This is a genomic window from Campylobacter sp. LH-2024, from assembly GCF_048270605.1.
GTDB lineage: Bacteria > Campylobacterota > Campylobacteria > Campylobacterales > Campylobacteraceae > Campylobacter_D > Campylobacter_D molothri.
In genome coordinates, this window is sequence record NZ_CP168139.1 from 213,803 (window position 1) to 233,813 (window position 20,011).

Annotated in this window: 21 protein-coding genes and 5 tRNA genes; 18 read left to right on the forward strand and 8 right to left on the reverse strand. The window is 28.3% G+C overall.

What is annotated here, in order from left to right; genetic code table 11:
- The first annotated feature begins 31 nt into the window (after positions 1-31).
- Both ACD570_RS01185 and ACD570_RS01190 read left to right on the forward strand, forming a co-directional pair.
- Positions 32-793 (forward strand): 3'(2'),5'-bisphosphate nucleotidase CysQ, encoded by a 762-nt coding sequence (locus tag ACD570_RS01185; protein ID WP_374263178.1) that lies wholly within the window; start codon positions 32-34, stop codon positions 791-793.
- Between the two features lie 17 nt (positions 794-810).
- Positions 811-1,560: a hypothetical protein gene (locus ACD570_RS01190; RefSeq protein WP_337209747.1), complete on the forward strand. Its 750-nt coding sequence runs from the start codon at positions 811-813 to the stop codon at positions 1,558-1,560.
- A gap of 2 nt (positions 1,561-1,562) precedes the next feature.
- Here ACD570_RS01190 and ACD570_RS01195 read toward each other — a convergent pair whose 3' ends face one another.
- Genes ACD570_RS01195 through ACD570_RS01210 form a run of 4 tightly spaced genes read right to left on the reverse strand, consistent with a single transcriptional unit; the run spans position 1,563 to position 3,688 of the window.
- Positions 1,563-1,736: a hypothetical protein gene (locus ACD570_RS01195; RefSeq protein WP_200282449.1), complete on the reverse strand. Its 174-nt coding sequence runs from the start codon at positions 1,734-1,736 to the stop codon at positions 1,563-1,565.
- A 36-nt stretch (positions 1,737-1,772) separates the two neighbouring features.
- Positions 1,773-2,549 carry a UDP-N-acetylmuramate dehydrogenase gene (locus tag ACD570_RS01200; protein WP_337199504.1) on the reverse strand — a complete coding sequence of 259 codons (777 nt, stop codon included), beginning with the start codon at positions 2,547-2,549 and terminating at the stop codon, positions 1,773-1,775.
- Positions 2,546-2,815, reverse strand: coding sequence for a flagellar biosynthesis protein FliQ (gene fliQ / locus ACD570_RS01205; protein WP_200282455.1), 270 nt, complete (start codon positions 2,813-2,815; stop codon positions 2,546-2,548). Before fliQ ends, ACD570_RS01200 begins: the two co-directional genes overlap by 4 nt.
- Positions 2,816-2,824: 9 nt before the next feature.
- On the reverse strand, positions 2,825-3,688 hold the full coding sequence (locus tag ACD570_RS01210; protein WP_200282457.1) for a menaquinone biosynthesis family protein: 864 nt from the start codon (positions 3,686-3,688) through the stop codon (positions 2,825-2,827).
- Between the two features lie 133 nt (positions 3,689-3,821).
- Between ACD570_RS01210 and recA the strand changes: the two genes are divergently transcribed.
- The 15 genes from recA (at position 3,822) to ACD570_RS01285 (ending at position 15,634) form a co-directional block, all read left to right on the forward strand.
- Complete coding sequence (gene recA, locus ACD570_RS01215) at positions 3,822-4,850, forward strand: recombinase RecA (protein ID WP_337201623.1); 1,029 nt, start codon at positions 3,822-3,824, stop codon at positions 4,848-4,850.
- Between the two features lies 1 nt (position 4,851).
- Positions 4,852-6,096, forward strand: a complete 1,245-nt coding sequence (eno, locus tag ACD570_RS01220; protein ID WP_337199502.1) for a phosphopyruvate hydratase — start codon at positions 4,852-4,854, stop codon at positions 6,094-6,096.
- A gap of 65 nt (positions 6,097-6,161) precedes the next feature.
- Positions 6,162-6,365, forward strand: coding sequence for a hypothetical protein (locus ACD570_RS01225; protein ID WP_200282461.1), 204 nt, complete (start codon positions 6,162-6,164; stop codon positions 6,363-6,365).
- Positions 6,355-7,011 (forward strand): AMIN domain-containing protein, encoded by a 657-nt coding sequence (locus ACD570_RS01230; protein WP_200282462.1) that lies wholly within the window; start codon positions 6,355-6,357, stop codon positions 7,009-7,011. Before ACD570_RS01225 ends, ACD570_RS01230 begins: the two co-directional genes overlap by 11 nt.
- Positions 7,011-7,850, forward strand: a complete 840-nt coding sequence (locus ACD570_RS01235) for a DNA ligase (RefSeq protein ID WP_417904449.1) — start codon at positions 7,011-7,013, stop codon at positions 7,848-7,850. Before ACD570_RS01230 ends, ACD570_RS01235 begins: the two co-directional genes overlap by 1 nt.
- 49 nt (positions 7,851-7,899) lie before the next feature.
- Positions 7,900-7,977 (forward strand) — tRNA-Pro (locus tag ACD570_RS01240).
- A gap of 16 nt (positions 7,978-7,993) precedes the next feature.
- Positions 7,994-8,070 (forward strand) — tRNA-His (locus tag ACD570_RS01245).
- 5 nt (positions 8,071-8,075) lie between these two features.
- Positions 8,076-8,152, forward strand: a tRNA-Arg gene (locus ACD570_RS01250).
- A gap of 9 nt (positions 8,153-8,161) precedes the next feature.
- A tRNA-Arg gene (locus ACD570_RS01255) sits at positions 8,162-8,238 on the forward strand.
- 4 nt (positions 8,239-8,242) lie between these two features.
- A tRNA-Leu gene (locus ACD570_RS01260) sits at positions 8,243-8,327 on the forward strand.
- Positions 8,328-8,518: 191 nt separating this feature from the next.
- Positions 8,519-8,788: a hypothetical protein gene (locus ACD570_RS01265; RefSeq protein WP_417904323.1), complete on the forward strand. Its 270-nt coding sequence runs from the start codon at positions 8,519-8,521 to the stop codon at positions 8,786-8,788.
- A gap of 59 nt (positions 8,789-8,847) precedes the next feature.
- Complete coding sequence (locus tag ACD570_RS01270) at positions 8,848-9,597, forward strand: hypothetical protein (RefSeq protein ID WP_417904324.1); 750 nt, start codon at positions 8,848-8,850, stop codon at positions 9,595-9,597.
- 671 nt (positions 9,598-10,268) lie between these two features.
- Positions 10,269-12,245, forward strand: coding sequence for a methyl-accepting chemotaxis protein (locus ACD570_RS01275; protein ID WP_417904325.1), 1,977 nt, complete (start codon positions 10,269-10,271; stop codon positions 12,243-12,245).
- A 287-nt stretch (positions 12,246-12,532) separates the two neighbouring features.
- Positions 12,533-13,108, forward strand: a complete 576-nt coding sequence (locus ACD570_RS01280; RefSeq protein ID WP_337197329.1) for a cytochrome C — start codon at positions 12,533-12,535, stop codon at positions 13,106-13,108.
- A gap of 12 nt (positions 13,109-13,120) precedes the next feature.
- The gene (locus tag ACD570_RS01285; protein ID WP_337207774.1) at positions 13,121-15,634 is read left to right on the forward strand and encodes a molybdopterin guanine dinucleotide-containing S/N-oxide reductase; all 2,514 of its coding nucleotides are present in this window, start codon (positions 13,121-13,123) and stop codon (positions 15,632-15,634) included.
- A 324-nt stretch (positions 15,635-15,958) separates the two neighbouring features.
- On the opposite strand, the gene pyrC is transcribed toward ACD570_RS01285, so the two are convergent.
- The 4 genes from pyrC to ACD570_RS01305 all read right to left on the reverse strand — a co-directional run bounded on the left by pyrC (position 15,959) and on the right by ACD570_RS01305 (position 19,139).
- Positions 15,959-16,951, reverse strand: coding sequence for a dihydroorotase (gene pyrC, locus ACD570_RS01290; protein ID WP_337207775.1), 993 nt, complete (start codon positions 16,949-16,951; stop codon positions 15,959-15,961).
- 66 nt (positions 16,952-17,017) lie between these two features.
- A complete protein-coding gene (locus ACD570_RS01295; protein WP_337198857.1) occupies positions 17,018-17,257 on the reverse strand; it encodes a replication/maintenance protein RepL in 240 nt (79 codons plus the stop codon).
- A complete protein-coding gene (locus ACD570_RS01300; protein WP_337198858.1) occupies positions 17,254-17,607 on the reverse strand; it encodes a diacylglycerol kinase in 354 nt (117 codons plus the stop codon). Before ACD570_RS01300 ends, ACD570_RS01295 begins: the two co-directional genes overlap by 4 nt.
- Positions 17,604-19,139: a phosphoethanolamine--lipid A transferase gene (locus ACD570_RS01305; protein ID WP_337202965.1), complete on the reverse strand. Its 1,536-nt coding sequence runs from the start codon at positions 19,137-19,139 to the stop codon at positions 17,604-17,606. The genes ACD570_RS01300 and ACD570_RS01305 overlap by 4 nt, the downstream gene beginning before the upstream one ends.
- 111 nt (positions 19,140-19,250) lie before the next feature.
- On the opposite strand from ACD570_RS01305, the gene ACD570_RS01310 reads away from it, so the two are divergent.
- Complete coding sequence (locus ACD570_RS01310; protein WP_200279643.1) at positions 19,251-20,009, forward strand: exodeoxyribonuclease III; 759 nt, start codon at positions 19,251-19,253, stop codon at positions 20,007-20,009.
- Positions 20,010-20,011: the final 2 nt, after the last annotated feature.

Genomic DNA, 20,011 nt, shown 5'->3' on the forward strand with positions numbered 1-20,011 from the left:
AGATTTGTAAAATTTGAAATTAAGGAAAATAATGCGCTTGGATTATTGGTTAGAACTTGCTATTGAGGCTGCAAATAAGGCTTCTAAGGCTATTATGCAAGAGCGAAAAAATTTAAAAGATTGGAAAAAGCAAGATGGCTCAGTTTTAACTTCAGCTGATTTAGCATCTGATCAAATTTTAAATGATATTTTAGGAAAAACAGATATAAAAGTTTTATCTGAAGAAAAAATTTTAAGCCAAAAAGAAAGTAAAAATTTACAAACTTTTTGGCTGATTGATCCGCTTGATGGAACAAGTGGATTTTTAAAAGGTTCGGATGAATTTTGCATCATGATTTCTTTGATTCATGAGAATCGACCTATTTTATCACTTATTAAAAGTCCATCAACTGAAGATATTTATTATGGACATAAAAAAAGCAAAGTTTATAAAAATAACCAGTATTTAAATATAGATGAAAAACAGTTTAAGAATAATCAATTTAAAGCTTTATTAAGTGTCAATCATTTAAGCAAAATTGATTTAGAATTTGCACAAAAACATAAATTAGAAGCTATTAATATTGGCTCTGGACTTAAATTTTGTGCTATTTTAGAGGGTAGAGCAGGAATTTATAGACGTCTTGAGAGATTAAATATTTGGGATATAGCAGCTGGAGATTTTTTAGTCAATTTAAATGGTGGTTTTATGGGGATGTTGGATAAAAATTTAATTTCTTATAGTCCTTTAGAGCATAGATCGCAATTTTTCATATGTGTTTCTAAAAAAAACTTTTTAAAAGATTTTTTATAATTATTAAAGGATAATTAATGAAATTATTGTTTGTTTTATTTATAAGTTTGTTTTTAAATTCGAATCTTTTTGCCAGTAATTTATCGCAAAAAAAGATTATTAAATTAAAGTCAAGTGAAGATAATTTCGAATTGATAGATCTTGGACAAAATGTAATTAATTCTAATTTAGATGATCAAAAAGCAGTTTTTGATAGCTCAAGTTTGATTGAAAAAAAGCCTATTTTAGTTAAAGATAAAGACAAGGATTTTGCTATTGTTTTAAGCTTTAGAAAAAATTTTGGATATTTATCTGATGGGGTTAGTGTTGATGCTAAAGAGTTTTCAACTTTATTTTCTAAAAGATTGATTAATGATTTAAAATTAAATTTTGCAAATTCTATAGCAAATAATTTATATCAAAATTCTAAAATTTTATCAAGATTTAGCCCTAAAGATGCTAAAATGATAAATGTTAGCCCTTTTTTGATGCATGAAAAAAATAAAATTTATACCAAATCAATAGATTATCTTATCGTGATTAATTTGGATGATTTTTATGTAATTACTACGAATTATTTCATAACCCTAACTAAAGATGCTGTTGCTAAAATCAATTTCAAGATTATTTCTTTAGATAATGGTAAAATTCTTAAAGCAAAAAATGTAAAATTAAATTTTGCCCTTGATGTTAAAAATTTAAGCAAAAATTATCAAAATGTCATAGATGAAATGCCTAAAATGCTATCAGAAGTTATCGATAAAGAAGTAAAAACATTGATGCATTAATTTTATGCATTAATGTTTTTAATTTTTTCTTGTAATTCTTCAATGCTTAAAAATTCTTCTCTTAATTCTTTTGCTATTTCATGTGCACTTATAGGATCAAGTTGAGATAGAATTTTTCTAAGTTCATCTTTGATTTGCCATTTATTCATTTCTTCTAAATTGATATAAATTTGCATATTTTTTCCTGTATTTTGAATTAATAAGAATAAAAATTAAATAATAATGACTTCATTTTCTAACATGATTCCAAATTCTTCAAAAACTTTTTTTCTTGCAAGTTCAATCAAAAAGATCGCATCTTCATAACTTGCATGTTTTTTATTGATGAGAAAATTAGCGTGTTTATCGCTTAGCATTGCATCACCTTTGCTAAAACCCTTTAAGCCAACAGCCTCAATTAAACGTCCAGCAAAATCTCCTTGAGGGTTTTTAAAAATGGAGCCAAAACTTGCTCCACTAGGTTGATTGTTTCTAGCATTTTTTAAAGTTTTATCTTTTACGTGATCAAAGCCAAATTCTAATTTAAATTCTGCCCAAAAAAAAGGCATTTTTAAAGGACAAAATCTATAATCAAAATCGATATTTTCACGCAAAATTTCGCCTTTTGAAGTAGCGATTTTGATTAAATTTTGACTGATGCATTCTCCTTTAAGCCCCGCATTCATTTTCAAAAGTCCTCCTAGGGTGCCAGGAATTTTACTAAGGTATTCAAAGCCGCAAAGATTATTTTGTTTAGTAAAATTATATATTTTTCTAGAATTAGTTCTGCACCCTATGCGAAGATGCAAAAAATCTAATTTTTGATCTAGAATTTCAATAAAATCAAATTTTTCACCTAAAATTCCTATATTTTTTGGCTTAGGGCTCATGAGTAAATTATTAGCCCCTCCTATTAAAAAACCTTCAAAATCACTGATTTGATCTAAAATTTGAACTTCAAATTCATCGCCTATGCGAATAGATGAATATTTTTTAAAATCAATAATCATTTAATAAAAGTTGGAATTTGATTGAGGATATTTCGCGTAAAATCAATCATCGTAGTTGTCATCCAAGGCATTAAGAAGATGATTACAATGACTACTAAAATAATTTTAGGCACAAAAGAAAGTGTCATTTCATTGATTTGTGTTGTTGCTTGAAATATACTGATAATCAAACCCGCGATCAAACCTGCTAAAAGCATAGGTAAAGATAGCAAAAGTGTGATTTTAAAAGTTTGGACCCCTAATCCAACTAAAGTACCTTCATCCATGTTTTCTCCTTAAGAATTTCTTGCTTGTTTATATTCGCTAGGTATAAGATAATCATTGACATTTATAATTTTATCATAGAATTTGTAATCATAACCCAATCTAAACAATGTATCAATAGCTTTAAATTGAATTTCATTCATACTAATAGAATTCTTATTTGCATAGAGATTAAGATAAGTATCAAGTTTTTCTTTATCCACGCGGATTAGATTTCTTTCTAGTAACATTGGAGCTATAATTTTGCGATTTGAATCGGCGATTTTTACGGCAAGAGTTAAATCTTTTTCAATTTCAATAGCATCATTTAAAGGCAAAGATCGACGCAAAGCCATTCCACCCAAAGGTAAAGGTAAATTTTCTCTAGCTAATTCCAGCCATATATCCCAAATTTCAGCCTCTACGCAAAGATTTTGATTAAAGTCTAAAATACTTTCATGAATTAATACCCCAGCATCCACTTCTCCACTTAAAACTGAATTTTCAATATCTAAAAAGTTTTTATAAATGATTTTAGCTTCGGGATATTTCATGCGAAAAATTAAGGCATTGGTTGTATTAGCGCCACTAAGGGCAACTTTGAAATTTCTTTTTAACCGGCTATTTTTTTTCTTAATTAGTTTAGGACCATAGCCTTGACCAAAACTTACTGCTGTGCGTAAAAGTGCGTATTCTTTGGCGATTAATGGATAAAGTCCAAAAGAAATAGCACTAGCATCAAATTCATTTTTTAGCGCAAATTCATTAAGAGTTTGTATATCTAAAGCAGTATTTTTATAATTAAAATGATTGCCTACCCAGCCAAAATGAATCGCCATAAACATAAATATATCATCAGCATCTGGAGAGTGTGCAACTGTTATCGTTTTTTTCATTTGTGTAGTTTAACCTTAAGTAATTTTTTTATTGAAATTATTTTATAAAATTTCATTTAAAAATTTATAAAAATAAAACATTATTTAATTTTATTTTGTAGAATTCTTAAATTAAAATTTTTTAAGGAATATAATGGACGATAATAAGAAAAAATCTTTAGATGCAGCCTTAAAAAGCCTTGATAAAGCTTTTGGAAAAGGGACAATTTTAAGGCTAGGAGATAAGGAAGTTGAACAAATTGATAGTATAAGTACTGGATCAGTTGGCTTAGATCTTGCTTTAGGTATAGGAGGCGTACCTAAAGGAAGAATTATTGAAATTTATGGTCCTGAAAGTTCTGGTAAAACAACTCTTACTCTTCATATTATTGCAGAATGTCAAAAAGCGGGTGGAATTTGTGCTTTTATAGATGCAGAGCATGCGTTAGATGTTAAATATGCTAGAAATTTGGGTGTTGATACGGATAATCTTTATATTTCTCAACCTGATTTTGGCGAGCAAGCATTGGAAATTGTAGAAACAATAGCTAGAAGTGGTGCTATCGATCTTATTGTTGTTGATAGCGTAGCTGCTTTAACACCAAAAGCAGAAATTGAGGGTGATATGGGAGATCAGCATGTAGGTCTTCAAGCAAGATTGATGTCGCAAGCCTTAAGAAAACTTACTGGTATTGTGCATAAGATGAATACAACGGTTATTTTTATTAATCAAATTCGTATGAAAATAGGTGCTATGGGTTATGGAACTCCAGAAACGACAACTGGAGGGAATGCACTTAAATTTTATGCCTCTGTGCGTTTAGATGTTAGAAAAGTAGCAAGTTTAAAGCAAAGTGAAGAGGTTATAGGCAATCGCGTGAAAGTAAAAGTGGTTAAAAATAAAGTCGCTCCTCCATTTAGACAAGCTGAATTTGATGTGATGTTTGGAGAGGGCTTGAGTCGTGAAGGTGAATTGATTGATTATGGTGTTAAACTTGATATTGTAGATAAAAGTGGTGCTTGGTTTTCTTATAAAGATAAAAAATTGGGACAAGGTAGAGAAAATTCAAAAGCATTTTTAAAAGAAAATCCTGAAGTAGCTGAAGAAATTACTAAAGAAATTCAAAATTCCATAGGTGTTGAAGGTATGATCAGCGCCTCTGAAAACGATGAAGAGGATTAAGATGTTATTGATTGAAGATGTAAGAGCTTTTGAGGTTTTAGATAGTAGGGGTAATCCTACTCTTAAAACAGAAATAATGTTAAATGATGGGAGTATTGGATCTGCTATAGTTCCAAGTGGTGCAAGTACTGGTTCAAAAGAGGCTTTAGAATTACGCGATAATGATGAAAGATTTTTTGGAAAAGGTGTTTTAAATGCTATCTCAAATGTTAATGAAATTATCGCTGAGAATATTATAGGGCTTGATGCGTATAATCAAACTCAACTTGATGAGGTATTAAAAGAGCTTGATGGGACTAATAATTATTCTAAAATTGGAGCCAATGCGACTTTAGGTGTTTCCATGGCCTTAGCACGTGCTGCTGCTAATTCTTTAAATATCCCCCTCTATCGTTATTTGGGTGGAGTTAATGCAAGTATTTTACCTATTCCGATGTGTAATATTATTAATGGGGGAGCCCATGCAAACAACAATATAGATTTTCAAGAATTTATGATTATGCCTTTTGGTTTTTCAAGTTTTAAAGAGGCTTTGAGATCAGTTTGTGAAATTTATGCTAATTTGAAAAAAGAATTAGCAAGTCTTGGATATTCTACAGCTTTAGGAGATGAGGGCGGTTTTGCCCCTAATTTATCTAGTAATGAAGAAGCATTAGAACTTTTAATGACATGTATTAAAAAAACCGGATATGAAAAAAATATTAAATTAGCTTTAGATGTAGCAAGTACTGAATTTTTTAAAGATGGTAAATATCGTATAGAAGGTAGGGCTCTTTCTAGCGATGATTTGATTGAAAAATATATTGAACTTTGTTCAAAATATCCTATTTTTAGTATTGAAGATGGTTTAGCTGAAAATGACTTTGATGGATGGATTAAGCTTACTCAGAAATTAGGAGATAAAATTCAGCTCGTTGGAGATGACTTATTTGTCACCAATGAAGATATTTTACGAGAGGGTATTATTAAAAAAATAGCTAATGCTGTTTTAATAAAGCCAAATCAAATTGGAACTATTACTCAAACAATGAAAACTGTGCGTTTAGCTCAAAGAAATAATTATAAATGTATCATGTCTCATAGAAGTGGGGAAAGCGAAGATACTTTTATTGCTGATTTTGCTGTTGCTTTAAATACAGGACAGATTAAAACTGGTGCTTTGGCACGTGGGGAAAGAACTGCAAAGTATAATCGTTTGCTTGAGATAGAGTTAGATAATGATGAATATTTAGGAGAGAAACTCTGAGTGATTTATTAAAAGAATATGATGAAAGCACTAAGAAAAAAGGCTTTTATGTTCATATTGTAAAAATGTTTTGTTGGGCTTTAATAGTTGTTGTTGGAGCGATTTATTTTGGAAATATGCTTTTTGGACAATATTCCTTAGATACTTTACTTTCCTTAGAGGCCACCAAAGAAGATTTAACTAAGCAAATATCTTTACTTAAAAAGCAAAATGCTAAAGCCCAAAAAGATTATTTTGAATTAAAAGGATTGTATCCAAATGAAAACTAGAATTTTGACAATATTTTTAATTTTTACATCTTTTTTGAATGCTGATGAAAATCCCTTTAAAGTAGAAACAAAAGAAAAAATGATTGTACCACAAGAATTTCAAGAAAGAACTTTTAGATTTAATTCTGATGCAAGAATTTTAAAAGGCATTACCTTTCACTATATTAAAGCAGATGGCAGTGAAGATAAATTAAGTGTTGATATTAATAAAAGCATCGATTGGCATGATGCTTATGTTTTAACACATTCTAAAACTCCAGAGCCTTCAAAAATTTTAGATGTTTCTGTTACTATACCGCAAAATACTAGTCAAGAAACAAATAAAACAACAGAAGTCGATATTCCTTTGCAAATTGCTAAAATTTATGATTTTATATCTTATACTGTTTATAAAAATAAGATTAAATTAAATACTCAAGATGACCTTATCAGTGATTTTTCAGTAGGCAATCCTAGTAAGATTATTATTGATTTTAAATCCACATCAATTTATCCGACTAAAAATATACGTCTTAAAAATTCTATATTTAAACGTATAGATTTTGGATCTCACAAAGGATATTATAGACTCGTGATTTATCTTGATGGTGTGTATAATTATAATATACAAAAAGATTCTACAGGATATATGGTTCATTTATCTTGATTAAAATTTTCTTTTTATTTTGCTTCTATTCTTTGTCTTTTGCTGATGAAATCTTGCTTTTAACCCAATTTAACAAGCAAGATTTTCAAAATAAAAATTTGCATGAATATGTAATGAGTGAAAAGCTTGACGGTGTTCGTGGAATTTGGAATGGAAAAACCTTAAAAACTCGAAAGGATCAAATCATAACACCACCTTCTTTTTTTATGAAAAATTTTCCTTCCTTTGCTCTTGATGGAGAACTTTGGATGGGTAGAAATAATTTTGATTCAATTTCTTCTCTCATAAGAACAACACATATAGATATAAATTTATGGAAAAAAGTGAGCTATAATGTTTTTGATGTACCTAATGCTTGTGAAGAATTTAATCTTAATCCTTGCAGTCTTGAAAATAGACTTCAAGTTTTAGAAAAATACTTACAAGAAAATTCTAATCCATATATAAAAATCATTCCACAAATTCCCATTAAAAATGAAAAACATTTAAATGATTTTTATGAAAATATTGTAAAAAATAAAGGCGAAGGTGTGGTTATACGCAAAAATTTAGGTTCTTATGAAAGAGGTAGAAGCAAACAAGCTTTGAAATTAAAACCCTATAATGATGCAGAATGTCAAGTGATTGGCTATACAAAGGGTAAGGGCAAATTTGAAAATCAAATCGGTGCTTTAATATGCAAAACAACAGATAATAAAATCATCAAAATAGGTAGTGGATTAAAAGATAAAGATAGAAAAAATCCACCTTCCATAGGAGCTATTATTACCTATAAATTTAGCGGATTTACTAAGAATTCACTTCCACGCTTTCCAGTTTTTTTACGCATTAGAGAATAAATTTCTTGACTTATGATTTCTTTTTTGATAGAATACTAGTTTTTAAATTCGGGGTGTAGCGCAGTCTGGTTAGCGCACTTGGTTTGGGACCAAGGGGCCGAAGGTTCGAATCCTTTCACCCCGACCATTTTAATTATAAAATGGTGAGTGTAGCTCAGTCGGTTAGAGCATCAGATTGTGGTCCTGAGGGTCGTGGGTTCGATTCCCATCACTCACCCCATCAGAGCGCCCGTAGCTCAACTGGATAGAGCGACAGACTTCGGATCTGTAGGTTATGGGTTCGATTCCTATCGGGCGTACCAACCTTTTATGCGTTCATAGCTCAGCTGGATAGAGCAACGGCCTTCTAAGCCGTAGGTCAGAGGTTCGAATCCTCTTGAGCGTACCACTTTGCGGATGTGGTGAAATTGGCAGACACGCCAGACTTAGGATCTGGTGCAGCAATGCGTGAAGGTTCAAGTCCTTTCATCCGCACCACTTCATTTTTCTCGTTTTTAAAATCATTTATAAATTAAAGCGATAATAAATTAACTAGAGACTTTAAAAAATATACTTATTTAATTTATTACAAAGTAAAAAACAATAAATATATGCTAAAATACACATCGAATAAATTAATGTTAATTTATAAAAAGTAAGTGATATAAACATACAAAAAAGGAAAAACTATGAAAAAAATACCTGTAAGCTTAAAAGATATATTTAATATAAAAAAAGAAGCATCACGTGAATATAATAGTTTTATATTATATTTAATAAGAATTTTATTTAATAATGATAGAGAAAGAACTCTTTCTGAGTATGATATAATATCTAGTACAACATTTATTAATTTTATAAATCCGAAAATACCTTCTATAGAATTGGATAATTATCAAGGAGTATCTTCAATACATGGATTTTATTACACTTTGAATTTTTTAAAGTATTCAAATTAAACCATCCAGCTATTAAATTCTCTGAGTATATTTGGTATGATAGTATTTCATCGGATACTATGTTTATAAATGAATCTTATAATAATCTTATTAACACTAGAATTCCATATTTTAACCCAGATTATAACGGTTTGGATTATGTGGATATTAATAGAGGTGAATTTAATAAGTTAATAAATAAAACCCATAAATTAAAATTAATGCTAAAAAAATATGAAAATTTAAAATTAGATAATCATGTTAAAAATAATATAGAAACTATAATTTGTTTATTGTGTATTTATTGTAGCGAGTTAGCAGATGATATTGAAGTATCTTCGTTAAATGATGATAGGATAGTGCTAAATGTAGCAGGATATTTTAGTATACTTACTTTTAAATTTAATCTATTTAAACCAAGTTATATTAAGATCATAGGGCATTATGATATAAAAAAGGATATTAAAAATGATAAATTAAATATATATACACTGAATGATGAGTGTATAACACTATTTGGTTTTATCAAATTTATTACTTTGGTTAATTATATATATAAAATGAAAAAAGATATAATGGGATATATTGCAAAAAATAAAATAGATATCAACTCATTAGATACAAAAAATCCTAATATAATAAATGATACTAAGTTTGCAACTATTTATAAAATTATTTTAGATAAATATGTGAATAATTACAAGAAAGTTGTAGCTGAAAATAAATTGAGAATAGATAAAAATAGTTATTTTTATAAAAGATTTATTAAAACCGCTGAAGATATTTCTATACTTCTTACATTAGATATTGTATCCAATATGAAAAAATAGTTTTATGATGTTAGTTTAATATTAATTTTTATAGGCTTTATTTTCTAAAGTATTTATTTTTCGTCGGTGGTTTTAGTAGCATTGTAAATTATTTCAGAAATAATATCCTTAGGATCATGGGTCTCGTAAGTATTTTTTACTTGATCATGTTATTTTTTAAGTTTAGCTTCTGTATATCCTATAATACTTATGCCTAAAATTAAAGGTAACATTCTTTCTCTTTGATTTAAGATTGCAAAGAAAGCAAAAGATATCTTTGTGACAGATTATGTCATGAATTTTTATTTTGTTTTTTAACATGATTTTTCATACAATAATTTACCAAAGTAGTAAAGATACTATTCTTTTAATTGCAGGTTTAATTTATTTAATTATGATAAGAATTTTTGGGAATTGTTTTATTATTTCTGAATTTTATACAAGTAAATATGGATTTAAAATTTTTTTCAAATGATTTAGTGTTATTAAAACCATATATGGTTGTTAAAAAAATTAAAATAATTTACATTAAAATTAATTAATTTTTATAATTTATTTCTTAATTTAAATACACAAAGTTTACATTGTAAAAAATATTTTTTATTTTTATCATTATAAATTTTTATTATTAAATGTAATAATTATTACTGTATAATTGTAGTTTTTATTTAAAAATCAAAAGGAGAAAAATTTTGAAAAGCTTAAAAATTAAATTCTCACTTATTGTAAATATAATATCAATTACAATTTTAGTGATTTTAGGAGTAGTTACTTATTTTTTTGCTAAAACTTTAATTTATGATCAGGTGATAAAATCAGAAACTAATTATATAAAAGTAGCTAAAAATTCACTTATGGGATTTCAAGAAGCTAATTTAAAAGTTTTACAAAGTTATAGTGCAAGAATTTTACATTTTCCAATTAATGAATTAGATAATGAAAAAGCTCTTATGGAAAATGTAGGAGAAGAGCTTAAGATTTTAAGAGATACTGGCGGTTTTTTAGCAGCATATATCGCTCAGCCAAATGGAGAATTGGTTGTATCAGATACAGATTCAGATGCCAAGGGAGTTGATTTTGGAACTTATGGCAAAAAAGATAATTATGATGCAAGAACTAGAGATTGGTATCAAGGAGCTTTAAAAACAAATGATATTTATATCACTCCTTCTTATATTGATATTACTTCAAAACTTCCATGCTTTACTTATTCTAAAGCTCTTTATAAAGATGGTAAATTTATAGGTGTTCTAGCAATTGATATCTTAACAAAAGATTTACAAAAAGAATATGAAGCAAATCCAGGAAGAACTTTTGCATTTGATAAAAATAATAAAATTTTTGCAGCTACAGATAAATTTCAATTAACTGAAGATTATGATGCTTCTCATATTACAGTTCCTGCTAGAACAAAAGCAGATTTTGAACCTTTTGAATATATAAGAAAAAAAGATGGCTCTCGAGGGCTTGCCATGTGTGTTAAAGTAGGAGAAAACAGAGTTTGCACAGGTCAATCAATTAATAAAATCGAAGAACCTATTAACAAAATGAGTTATATTCAAATTGCAATTATATTAATTGCAATTGTGATTAATTTTATATTGATATACGTATTAGCGGCCAAACTTCTCTCCCCACTCACCATCATCCAAAACGGTCTTAATGCCTTCTTTGATTTTATCAATCATAAAACAAAGAATGTCTCTACTATTAATATAAAAACTAATGATGAGTTTGGTCAAATCTCAAAAGCCATTAATGAAAACATCCTTATTACTAAACAAGGTTTAGAACAAGATAATCAAGCTGTAAAAGAATCAGTCTCTACAGTTCAAGTTGTAGAAAAAGGAGATTTAACAGCAAGAATTACTGCAAATCCAAGAAATCCTCAACTTGTAGAACTTAAAAATGTTTTAAATAAACTCTTAGATGTCTTACAAGAAAAAGTAGGTTCTGATATGAATGCTATTCATAAAATCTTTGAAGAATATAAGAGCTTAGATTTTAGAAATAAATTAGAAAATGCTAGAGGTAGTGTTGAAGTTACTACTAATGCTTTAGGTGAAGAAATCATTAAAATGTTAAAACAAAGTTCTGATTTTGCTAATCACTTAGCAAGTGAAAGTTCTAAATTACAAAATGCTGTTCAAAACCTAACTAGCTCTTCTAATTCTCAAGCAGCTTCTTTAGAAGAAACTGCTGCTGCTTTAGAAGAAATTACTTCTTCTATGCAAAATGTTTCTGTTAAAACCTCTGATGTAATCACTCAATCAGAAGAGATTAAAAATGTTACAGGTATTATTGGAGATATTGCAGATCAAATCAATCTTTTAGCATTAAATGCTGCTATAGAAGCAGCGCGTGCAGGAGAACATGGACGAGGCTTTGCCGTTGTGGCTGATGAAGTTAGAAAAATAGCAGAAAGAACTCAAAAATCATTGAGTGAAATAGAAGCTAATACTAACTTACTTGTTCAATCTATTAATGATATGGCAGAATCTATTAAAGAACAAACTGCAGGTATTACTCAAATCAATGAAAGTGTAGCTGCTATTGATCAAACTACTAAAGATAATGTTGAAATTGCTAATGAGAGTGCAATCATTTCTAATACTGTTAGTGATATAGCTAATAATATATTAGAAGATGTTAAGAAGAAAAGATTTTAAGAATCTTTTCTTTAAATTATAATCAAATGATTATTCTTTAAATCATAATCTTTAAACTATTATCTTAAATCATTATTTTTAAATAGTTATTTTTAAATAACTATTTTTTATGATAATTGAATAGATAATTTTTATGCTTTTTATCTTTCTTTCCAATGTAAATACTTAATTTTGACTATTGATTTTAGCTAACACAAAAAAATATTAAAAATTAATTATATTAATAAAATATTAAATATTTTAATTATAGAATGATTATTTATTAAATTTTTATTTAAGGATTTGCAATGAAGAAAATTTTTATTTCTTTACTAATTCCAGCAATTTTTTTATGGGCTAAAAATATCGCTTATAGCGATGAAGTTGTTTCTCTTTATCTTAATAAAGATGATGCTAAAGTTATTGGAAAATTACTTCCTACTAATCCTTTTGAAATTTTAAAAGATCAAAATAACAAGGTAATGATTAGAATTAGTGGCTATATTAATCCAAAATTTCCTTCAGTAATTTATTTTAATAATTCTCAAAGAATTATAGTAGCTGCATTTTCTAAAAATATTAAATTAAATTATTCTCAAATAAAAAAAGGAGAGAAAGGAAAATGGGATAAAGTAAATCTTGAAATTTGGGCAGATAAGAAAGATTTTTCTAAAGATAATAGAAAAATGTTAAATCATGCTAAAGAGCTCTTTGTTAATAATTGCGGAATTTGTCATGCTTTGCATTCTGAAAAAGAATTTAACGTTAATGCTTGGCCAGCAATCTTTAAATCCATGGTTAATAGAACAAGCATAGATAAGAAAGATCAATGGTTAGTTATAGAATATTTACAAAAAAATGCAAAAGATTTTAAAATAAAATAAAAAGGAAGAAAGATGTTAGATAGAAGAAAATTTTTAAAGATTGGTGTAACTTTAAGCACTTTACCATTTATTCCATCCTTTGCTACAGGAAAGAGCATTGAAGCTTCTAAAGTGAGTCTTGGACTTGTTAAGAATGGAGAAGTAATTACAGCAGCTCATTGGGGAATTTTAAAACTCACTATTAAAGATGGTAAGGTGATTAAAAGTGAACCTTGGGAAAAGGTGACAAAAATGGACAATCCTCTGCAACACTACACCTTAGATATGATTTATAAATGTCGCGTAAAATATCCTTATGTTCGAAAATCTTATCTTGAAAATCCAGATGATCCAAAACCAGAACTTCGTGGAAAAGAAGAATTCGTACGTGTAAGTTATGATAAGGCTATAAAACTCATTGCTAAAGAACTTAAAAAAACAAGAGATGTAAAAGGTACGAGTGCTATTTTTGGCGGAAGTTACGGCTGGAAGTCTAGTGGAAATATGCAAAATTCCCGTATTTTGCTTCAAAGATTTCTAAATGTAACCGGTGGTTTTGTAGGGGTTACAGGTGATTATTCTACAGGAGCATCTCAAATTATTATGCCTTATGTGGTAGGTTCTATTGAAGTTTATGAACAACAAACTTCTTGGGAAAATATTTTAAAATATTCTAAATATGTTGTGATTTGGGGTGCCGATCCGCTTTCTACTTTACGAATAGCTTGGACATCTACAGATCAAAGAGGTTTAGCTTATTTTGAAAAATTAAAAGAAAGTAAAATTAAAATTATTTGTATTGATCCTGTAAGAACAGAAACTGCTAAATTTTTAAATGCCAAATGGGTTTCTCCTCGTCCAAATACTGATGTAGCTTTGATGATGGGAATGGCAAGCCATTTAATTGCCAAGAAAAAGGTTAATTATGAATTTTTGCAAAATTATACTATTGGTTTTGATCGATTTAAAGCTTATTTAGATGGTCAAGAAGATGGAATTAAAAAAGATGTTAAATGGGCTAGTCAAATTTGTGGTATTGATGAAAAAACCATAACAAATTTGGCAGAAATTTTTTATGATAATCCAACTATGATAATGAGTGGATGGGGTATGCAAAGAGCGCATCATGGAGAACAACCGCATTGGATGCTTGTTACTTTATGCTGCATACTTGGACAAATTGGAACCAAAGGGGGTGGTTTTGGCTTAAGTTATCATTATAGCAATGGTGGTGTTCCAACTTGCAAAAGTGGGATTATAGGCGGTATAAATGCTGGAGAACTAGGAATTTGGAAAAATGGTAAATTTAAAGGTTTAGCAAAATCAAATCAAACTGATCAAGGTGCTGAGTGGTTGCAAAATTCTGCAAAATATTCTTTTCCAGTGGCTAGGATTGCTGATGCGCTTTTAAATCCAGGTAAAACTATAGATCATAATGGAAGCAAAATTACTTATCCTGATATCGATTTTATTTATTGGGTTGGTGGAAATCCACTTGTCCATCATCAAGATACCAATAATAATATAAAGGCTTGGAGAAAACCGAGAACTGTAGTTGTTAATGAAATTTATTGGACTCCAACTGCAAAAATGGCGGATATTATTATGCCTACAACTTCATCTTATGAAAGAGATGATATTACTATGACGGGTGATTATTCTAACATGCATATAGCTCCTATGAAACAGGCTATTGAGCCTATTGCAGAAAGCAAAGATGATTATGTGATTTTTTCTGATATTTGCAAAGAGTATGGAAAAGATGTTTTTGATGCTTATACTCAAAATGGCAAAAAAGCTAAAGATCTAATCAAAGAATATTATAATAGTGCTTTAAAACAAACTAAAAATTTTGGAAAAGCTTTTACAACGCCTATGCCAAGTTTTGAAGAATTTTGGGCAAAAAATGAACCTATTGTTTTTAAGCCTTCTATGGAAAGTTTAGAATGGACTCGTTTTACAGATTTTATCGAAGATCCAATTTTAAATACATTAGGAACAGATTCTGGACTTATAGAAATTTATTCAGAAAAAATTAAAAAATACAATTATGATGATTGCAAGGCACACCCTACTTGGTTTGAACCAATTGAATGGCTTGGAAATGCTGACAAACAAACGCCTTTTCATTTGATCACAAGTCATCCAAGAAATCGTTTGCATTCTCAACTTTGTCAAACAAGCTTAAGAGACACCTATACTGTAAAAGATAGAGAACCTATACTTATAAATTCTAAAGATGCTAAAAAACTTGGAATTAAAAATGGTGATTTGGTTCGAGTATTTAATAAGCGTGGTGAAGTTTTAGCAGGAGCTGTTGTTAGCGATGATATTATGCAAGGAGTAGTGAGACTTTGTGAGGGAGGTTGGTATGATCCAGATGAAAATGGACTTTGCAAATACGGAAGTGCAAATGTTTTAACTATTGATATGCCAACTTCAAAACTTGCGAATGGGAACATTTCTCATACAGGGCTTGTAGGCATTGAAAAATTTACACAAAAAGTGCCCAAAGTTACAGCATTTACAAATCCTAAAATATTGTGAAGGATTTTTTTAGTTAAAAATTTGAAATTTTTAAAGGAATCTATAAAAATGCAAGTAAAGACAAACTTAACTCTCTTGCTATTTTTTTACCTTTAAAAACCATATTATTGGTTTGATTTTGAGATTTTCCTTTAATATTTTTGCAGGTGGATAAAATTTTAAAAAGGAAATATAGGCTTAGGTGTTTTTTTGCATAATTTAAGCTCTTTTGATTTTTTAAAATCGAAATTTAGGTTATTATATAGTTTTTAGCATGGAAAGATGTTAAAAAAGATAATCTTTAATTGAATCAACAATTTCAATAAAACTAGTTAAAAACTAGTTTTATTTAACTTTAAATTCCAATTTTTTCCCAGCCATGAAAGGCACCACGTCACCATATTTTTGCGGTACCTGCCATTCTTTTTTTTCTAATTTTATAATCTTTTCTTTTTCAAACTTAAAATTATAAATTTCACTAGCATTATCGGAGATAAATTTTTGTAATTTTTTTTCATTGGAATTTTTTTCAAAAAGTTCAGCTAGAGTAGGCAAAATAACAGGTGCACTAAAAACTCCAGCCGCACAACCGCAACATTCTTTGGTATGCAGTGGATGCGGTGCGCTATCACTTCCAAACATCACTTTTTCATATCCACTAAAAGCAAGTTCACAAAGAGCATCTTTGTCTTCATAACGTTTTGCTATAGGTTTGCAAAATAAATGAGGATCCATTTTTCCGCCTATAACATCATCTAAAGTAATCATTAAATGATGTAAAGTTATGGTTGCATATAAATTTTCATAATCTTTGAGTAAATCGCATAAAACTTTAGTAGTAATGTGTTCCATGACTATTTTTAAATTTGGAAAATTTTGAGCTAATTTTTCATAGATTTTTGCAAAATTTGCTTCTCTATCCATTACAAAATCATTAGTTTCTCCATGTACCAGCAAAGGAATATCAAGTTCACTCATTATATTGAGTGTGGGTTTTAAATTTTGTAAATCAAAACTTGAAATTCCTTTATCTGAATTTGTAGTAATACCAGCAGGATAAAGCTTGATAGCAAAAATTTCATCTTTTGCATTCTCTAAAAATTTTTCATCATATTCTTTAAAAAATAGAGTCATTAAAGGTGTAAAATCTTCATTATTGCAAGCTTTTATAATCCTTTGTTTGTAAGCTTTTAAAGAATTTATATCTGTAATAGGAGTGATCAAATTCGGCATTATAACGCCTGCTTTAAAGTCCTTTGCACTAAATGGCGCTACTAAATCAAGCATTTTTTCATCGCGTAAATGTAAATGCATATCCAAAGGATTTTTTAGTACCATTGTTTCTCCTTATTTAGAAAAATAATTATTTAAATTTATCAAAATATATAAAAAAGATAAATTAAATTATATTTCTTCTTTAATATAAATTTGGTATAAACCATTTTTAAGGCGTCTAAAAAGCTTTTTTTCTTCTAAAAATTTAAAAGTAGCAATAATAGTTGGCTTACTTAAATTAAGTTTGCTTTGAATTTCGTTAATTTTTATCATGATAAAGCCATTTTCATCAGCATTTTCACATAAAAATTTTAAAAGCTCATAGCGTTTTTTACCAAAAATAGCACATATTAATTTTTCAAAATTCATATCAAGCCTACTATAATAAAAATCCAAGAAAAAAGAGCCAAAATCACACTAAAAAAGACTCCAGCGCTAGCACAATCTTTAGCGATTTTTGCTTTTTGATGCCATTTATCGGTTATAAGATCAACACAAGCTTCAATAGCTGAGTTAAAGGATTCTGCGATTAAAACTAGAATTAAAACTGCTATTAAAATAAGATGCTCTATTAAGCTTATTTTTAAAAAAAAGCTGATAAAAATAGCAGGGATAATGATACAAATTTCAATGCGAAAAGCCATTTCATTTTTAAACAAAGCTATAACTCCTTCTAGGGCATATTTGGCATTATTAAAAATATGATATTTTGGTTTCATGGATTTGCCTTGAGTTTAGGATTAAATAAATCATAATTTGATTCATAAACATGAGTTTTTATATCAAAATAGCCTAAAAGCGTGCTAAAAAGATTATCTTGAGAAAGCTTTAAATTTTTATGTTTTTTAGCTAAATTCATAAGCTCACTATCATTGCTCCAAAAAATCATAGGAATATGAGTTTGTGTACTTGGTGCGAATGCGTAAGGCATACCATGTAAATAAATTCCATTTTCACCTAAACTTTCTCCATGATCAGAAAGATACAATAAAGAACTTTGAAAACCTTTTTTTTCTTTTAAAAGAGAGATAATATTGCTTAAAATATAATCTGTATAAAGTAAGGTATTATCATAGGTATTCATCAAAGCATCTTCAGTGCACTTTGATAAATCATTTGTATCACAAGTTGGATTAAATTTTTTAAATTCTTTAGGATAACGTTTATAATAAGCTGGGCCATGAGAACCTTGCAAATGCAAAACAATTATATTTTGAGTGCTTAAATTGTCTAATTTGTTTTTTAATGGACTCAGTAAATTTTCATCATAGCCACTTGAGAGCTGAATTTTTTGTTTTAATCGACTACACACTCCTTTGCATCCTCCTGAATTATTATCTATCCAGCTAACATCTACACCACTTTTATTAAGTATATCAATGGCGTTTTCTTGATATTCTTTATTTGAAAAATCGATTCGTTTTGAAACTGAAAACATACAAGGTAAGCTAATAGCAGTGGCTGTTCCGCAAGAAGATACTTGATTGAAAAATACAACATTGTCTTTTTTGGTGTAAAAATTAGTATCATTTTTTGCATAACCACCAAGCGAGTAATTTGCAGCTCTTGCAGTTTCCCCAACTACTAAAACTAAAATTTTTTTAGTGTGATTATCATCCTTATAAGCGTCATTTTCTATAGCTTTAAACTGAGGCTTAGCTTGAACAAAAAGAGTATAATAACGATATAGAGCATATAATTGATAAAAAGGGATATTATACATTCTTATTTCATTATAGTTTCTAGCAAAAGGAATAAAAGTTTTGCTCAGTGGAAGAAAAATAGCAAAAATAAAGATCAAACCTAAAATAATATTAATAAATTTAATTTTAAGATGAGATTTCATAGACTTATAATCAATTTTAATTTTTAAAATATAAATGATAAAAATTAAAATTAAAATTATAGTGACTACTAGTTTGAAATTAATCAAATCTTCTACTTCTTTAATATCGGTTTGTACAGCATTTTGAATCATATTTGAATCGATCAAAACCCCATAAAAACTAATAAAATAAACACTTAAAAAAGATGCTACAATAAAAAAAATTGAAAAAAATTTGCTTAAGTATTTGATAAAAATCAAAGAAAAAATAGTATGCACAAAACCAAAATAAATCAAAATGAAACTAAAAGTGATGAAAAAATTTTGAGAGCTTTTTTCATACACAAAATGAAATAAATTAAAATTAAGTGCCACAATCAACAAAGAGTTTAGAAGTGTAAATTGAAGCCAAGTGAATTTAAACATTAGAATTGCCTTAAATATAGATTATTTATTGTATAAAAGTTTGTTTAATCGCCTGTAAAAATTTAATTTTTGTGCTATGATTTTGGAATTATTATTTTATTAAGGATAAAGATGAAACTATTATCGTGGAATGTCAATGGCTTAAGAGCAATTTGCGATAAAAATGCACTTGATTGGATAGAAAAAGAAAATATTGATTTTATAGGTTTTCAAGAGATTAAAGCTCATGAAGATAAATTTCCTAAAAGAATTTATGAATTTCCTTTTAAACATATGTATTCTAATTCTGCAAAAAGAGCAGGATATTCAGGTGTTATGAGTCTTTGCAATTTTGATTGTGAAGTAAAAAAATGTGAATTTTTTGATGATGATGAAGGTAGGGTTTTAGAACATAGGTTTAAAAATGTGGTGCTTTTTAATATTTATTTTCCAAATGGACAAAAAGATGAAGAGCGTTTAAATTTTAAAATGAAATTTTATGCGGATTTTTTAATTTATCTTAAAAAACTTTTAGATGAGAATAAAGAAATAATCATTTGTGGAGATGTTAATACAGCTCATCGCGAGATCGATTTAACCCATCCTAAAGCAAATGCAAATACCTCAGGTTTTTTACCCATAGAAAGAGCTTGGATTGATGATTTATTAAAACTTGGTTTTTTAGATACTTTTAGAGAAATCAATGGAGATGTTAAGGAAAAATATTCTTGGTGGAGTTATAGAATGAAAGCAAGAGAAAGAAATGTTGGTTGGAGAATTGATTATTTTTTCATTTCAAATAATTTAAAAAATAAATTAAAAAATGCTTTTATAAGAGATGATATTTTTGGATCAGATCATGCTCCAGTAGGTATAGAAATAGATATTTAATA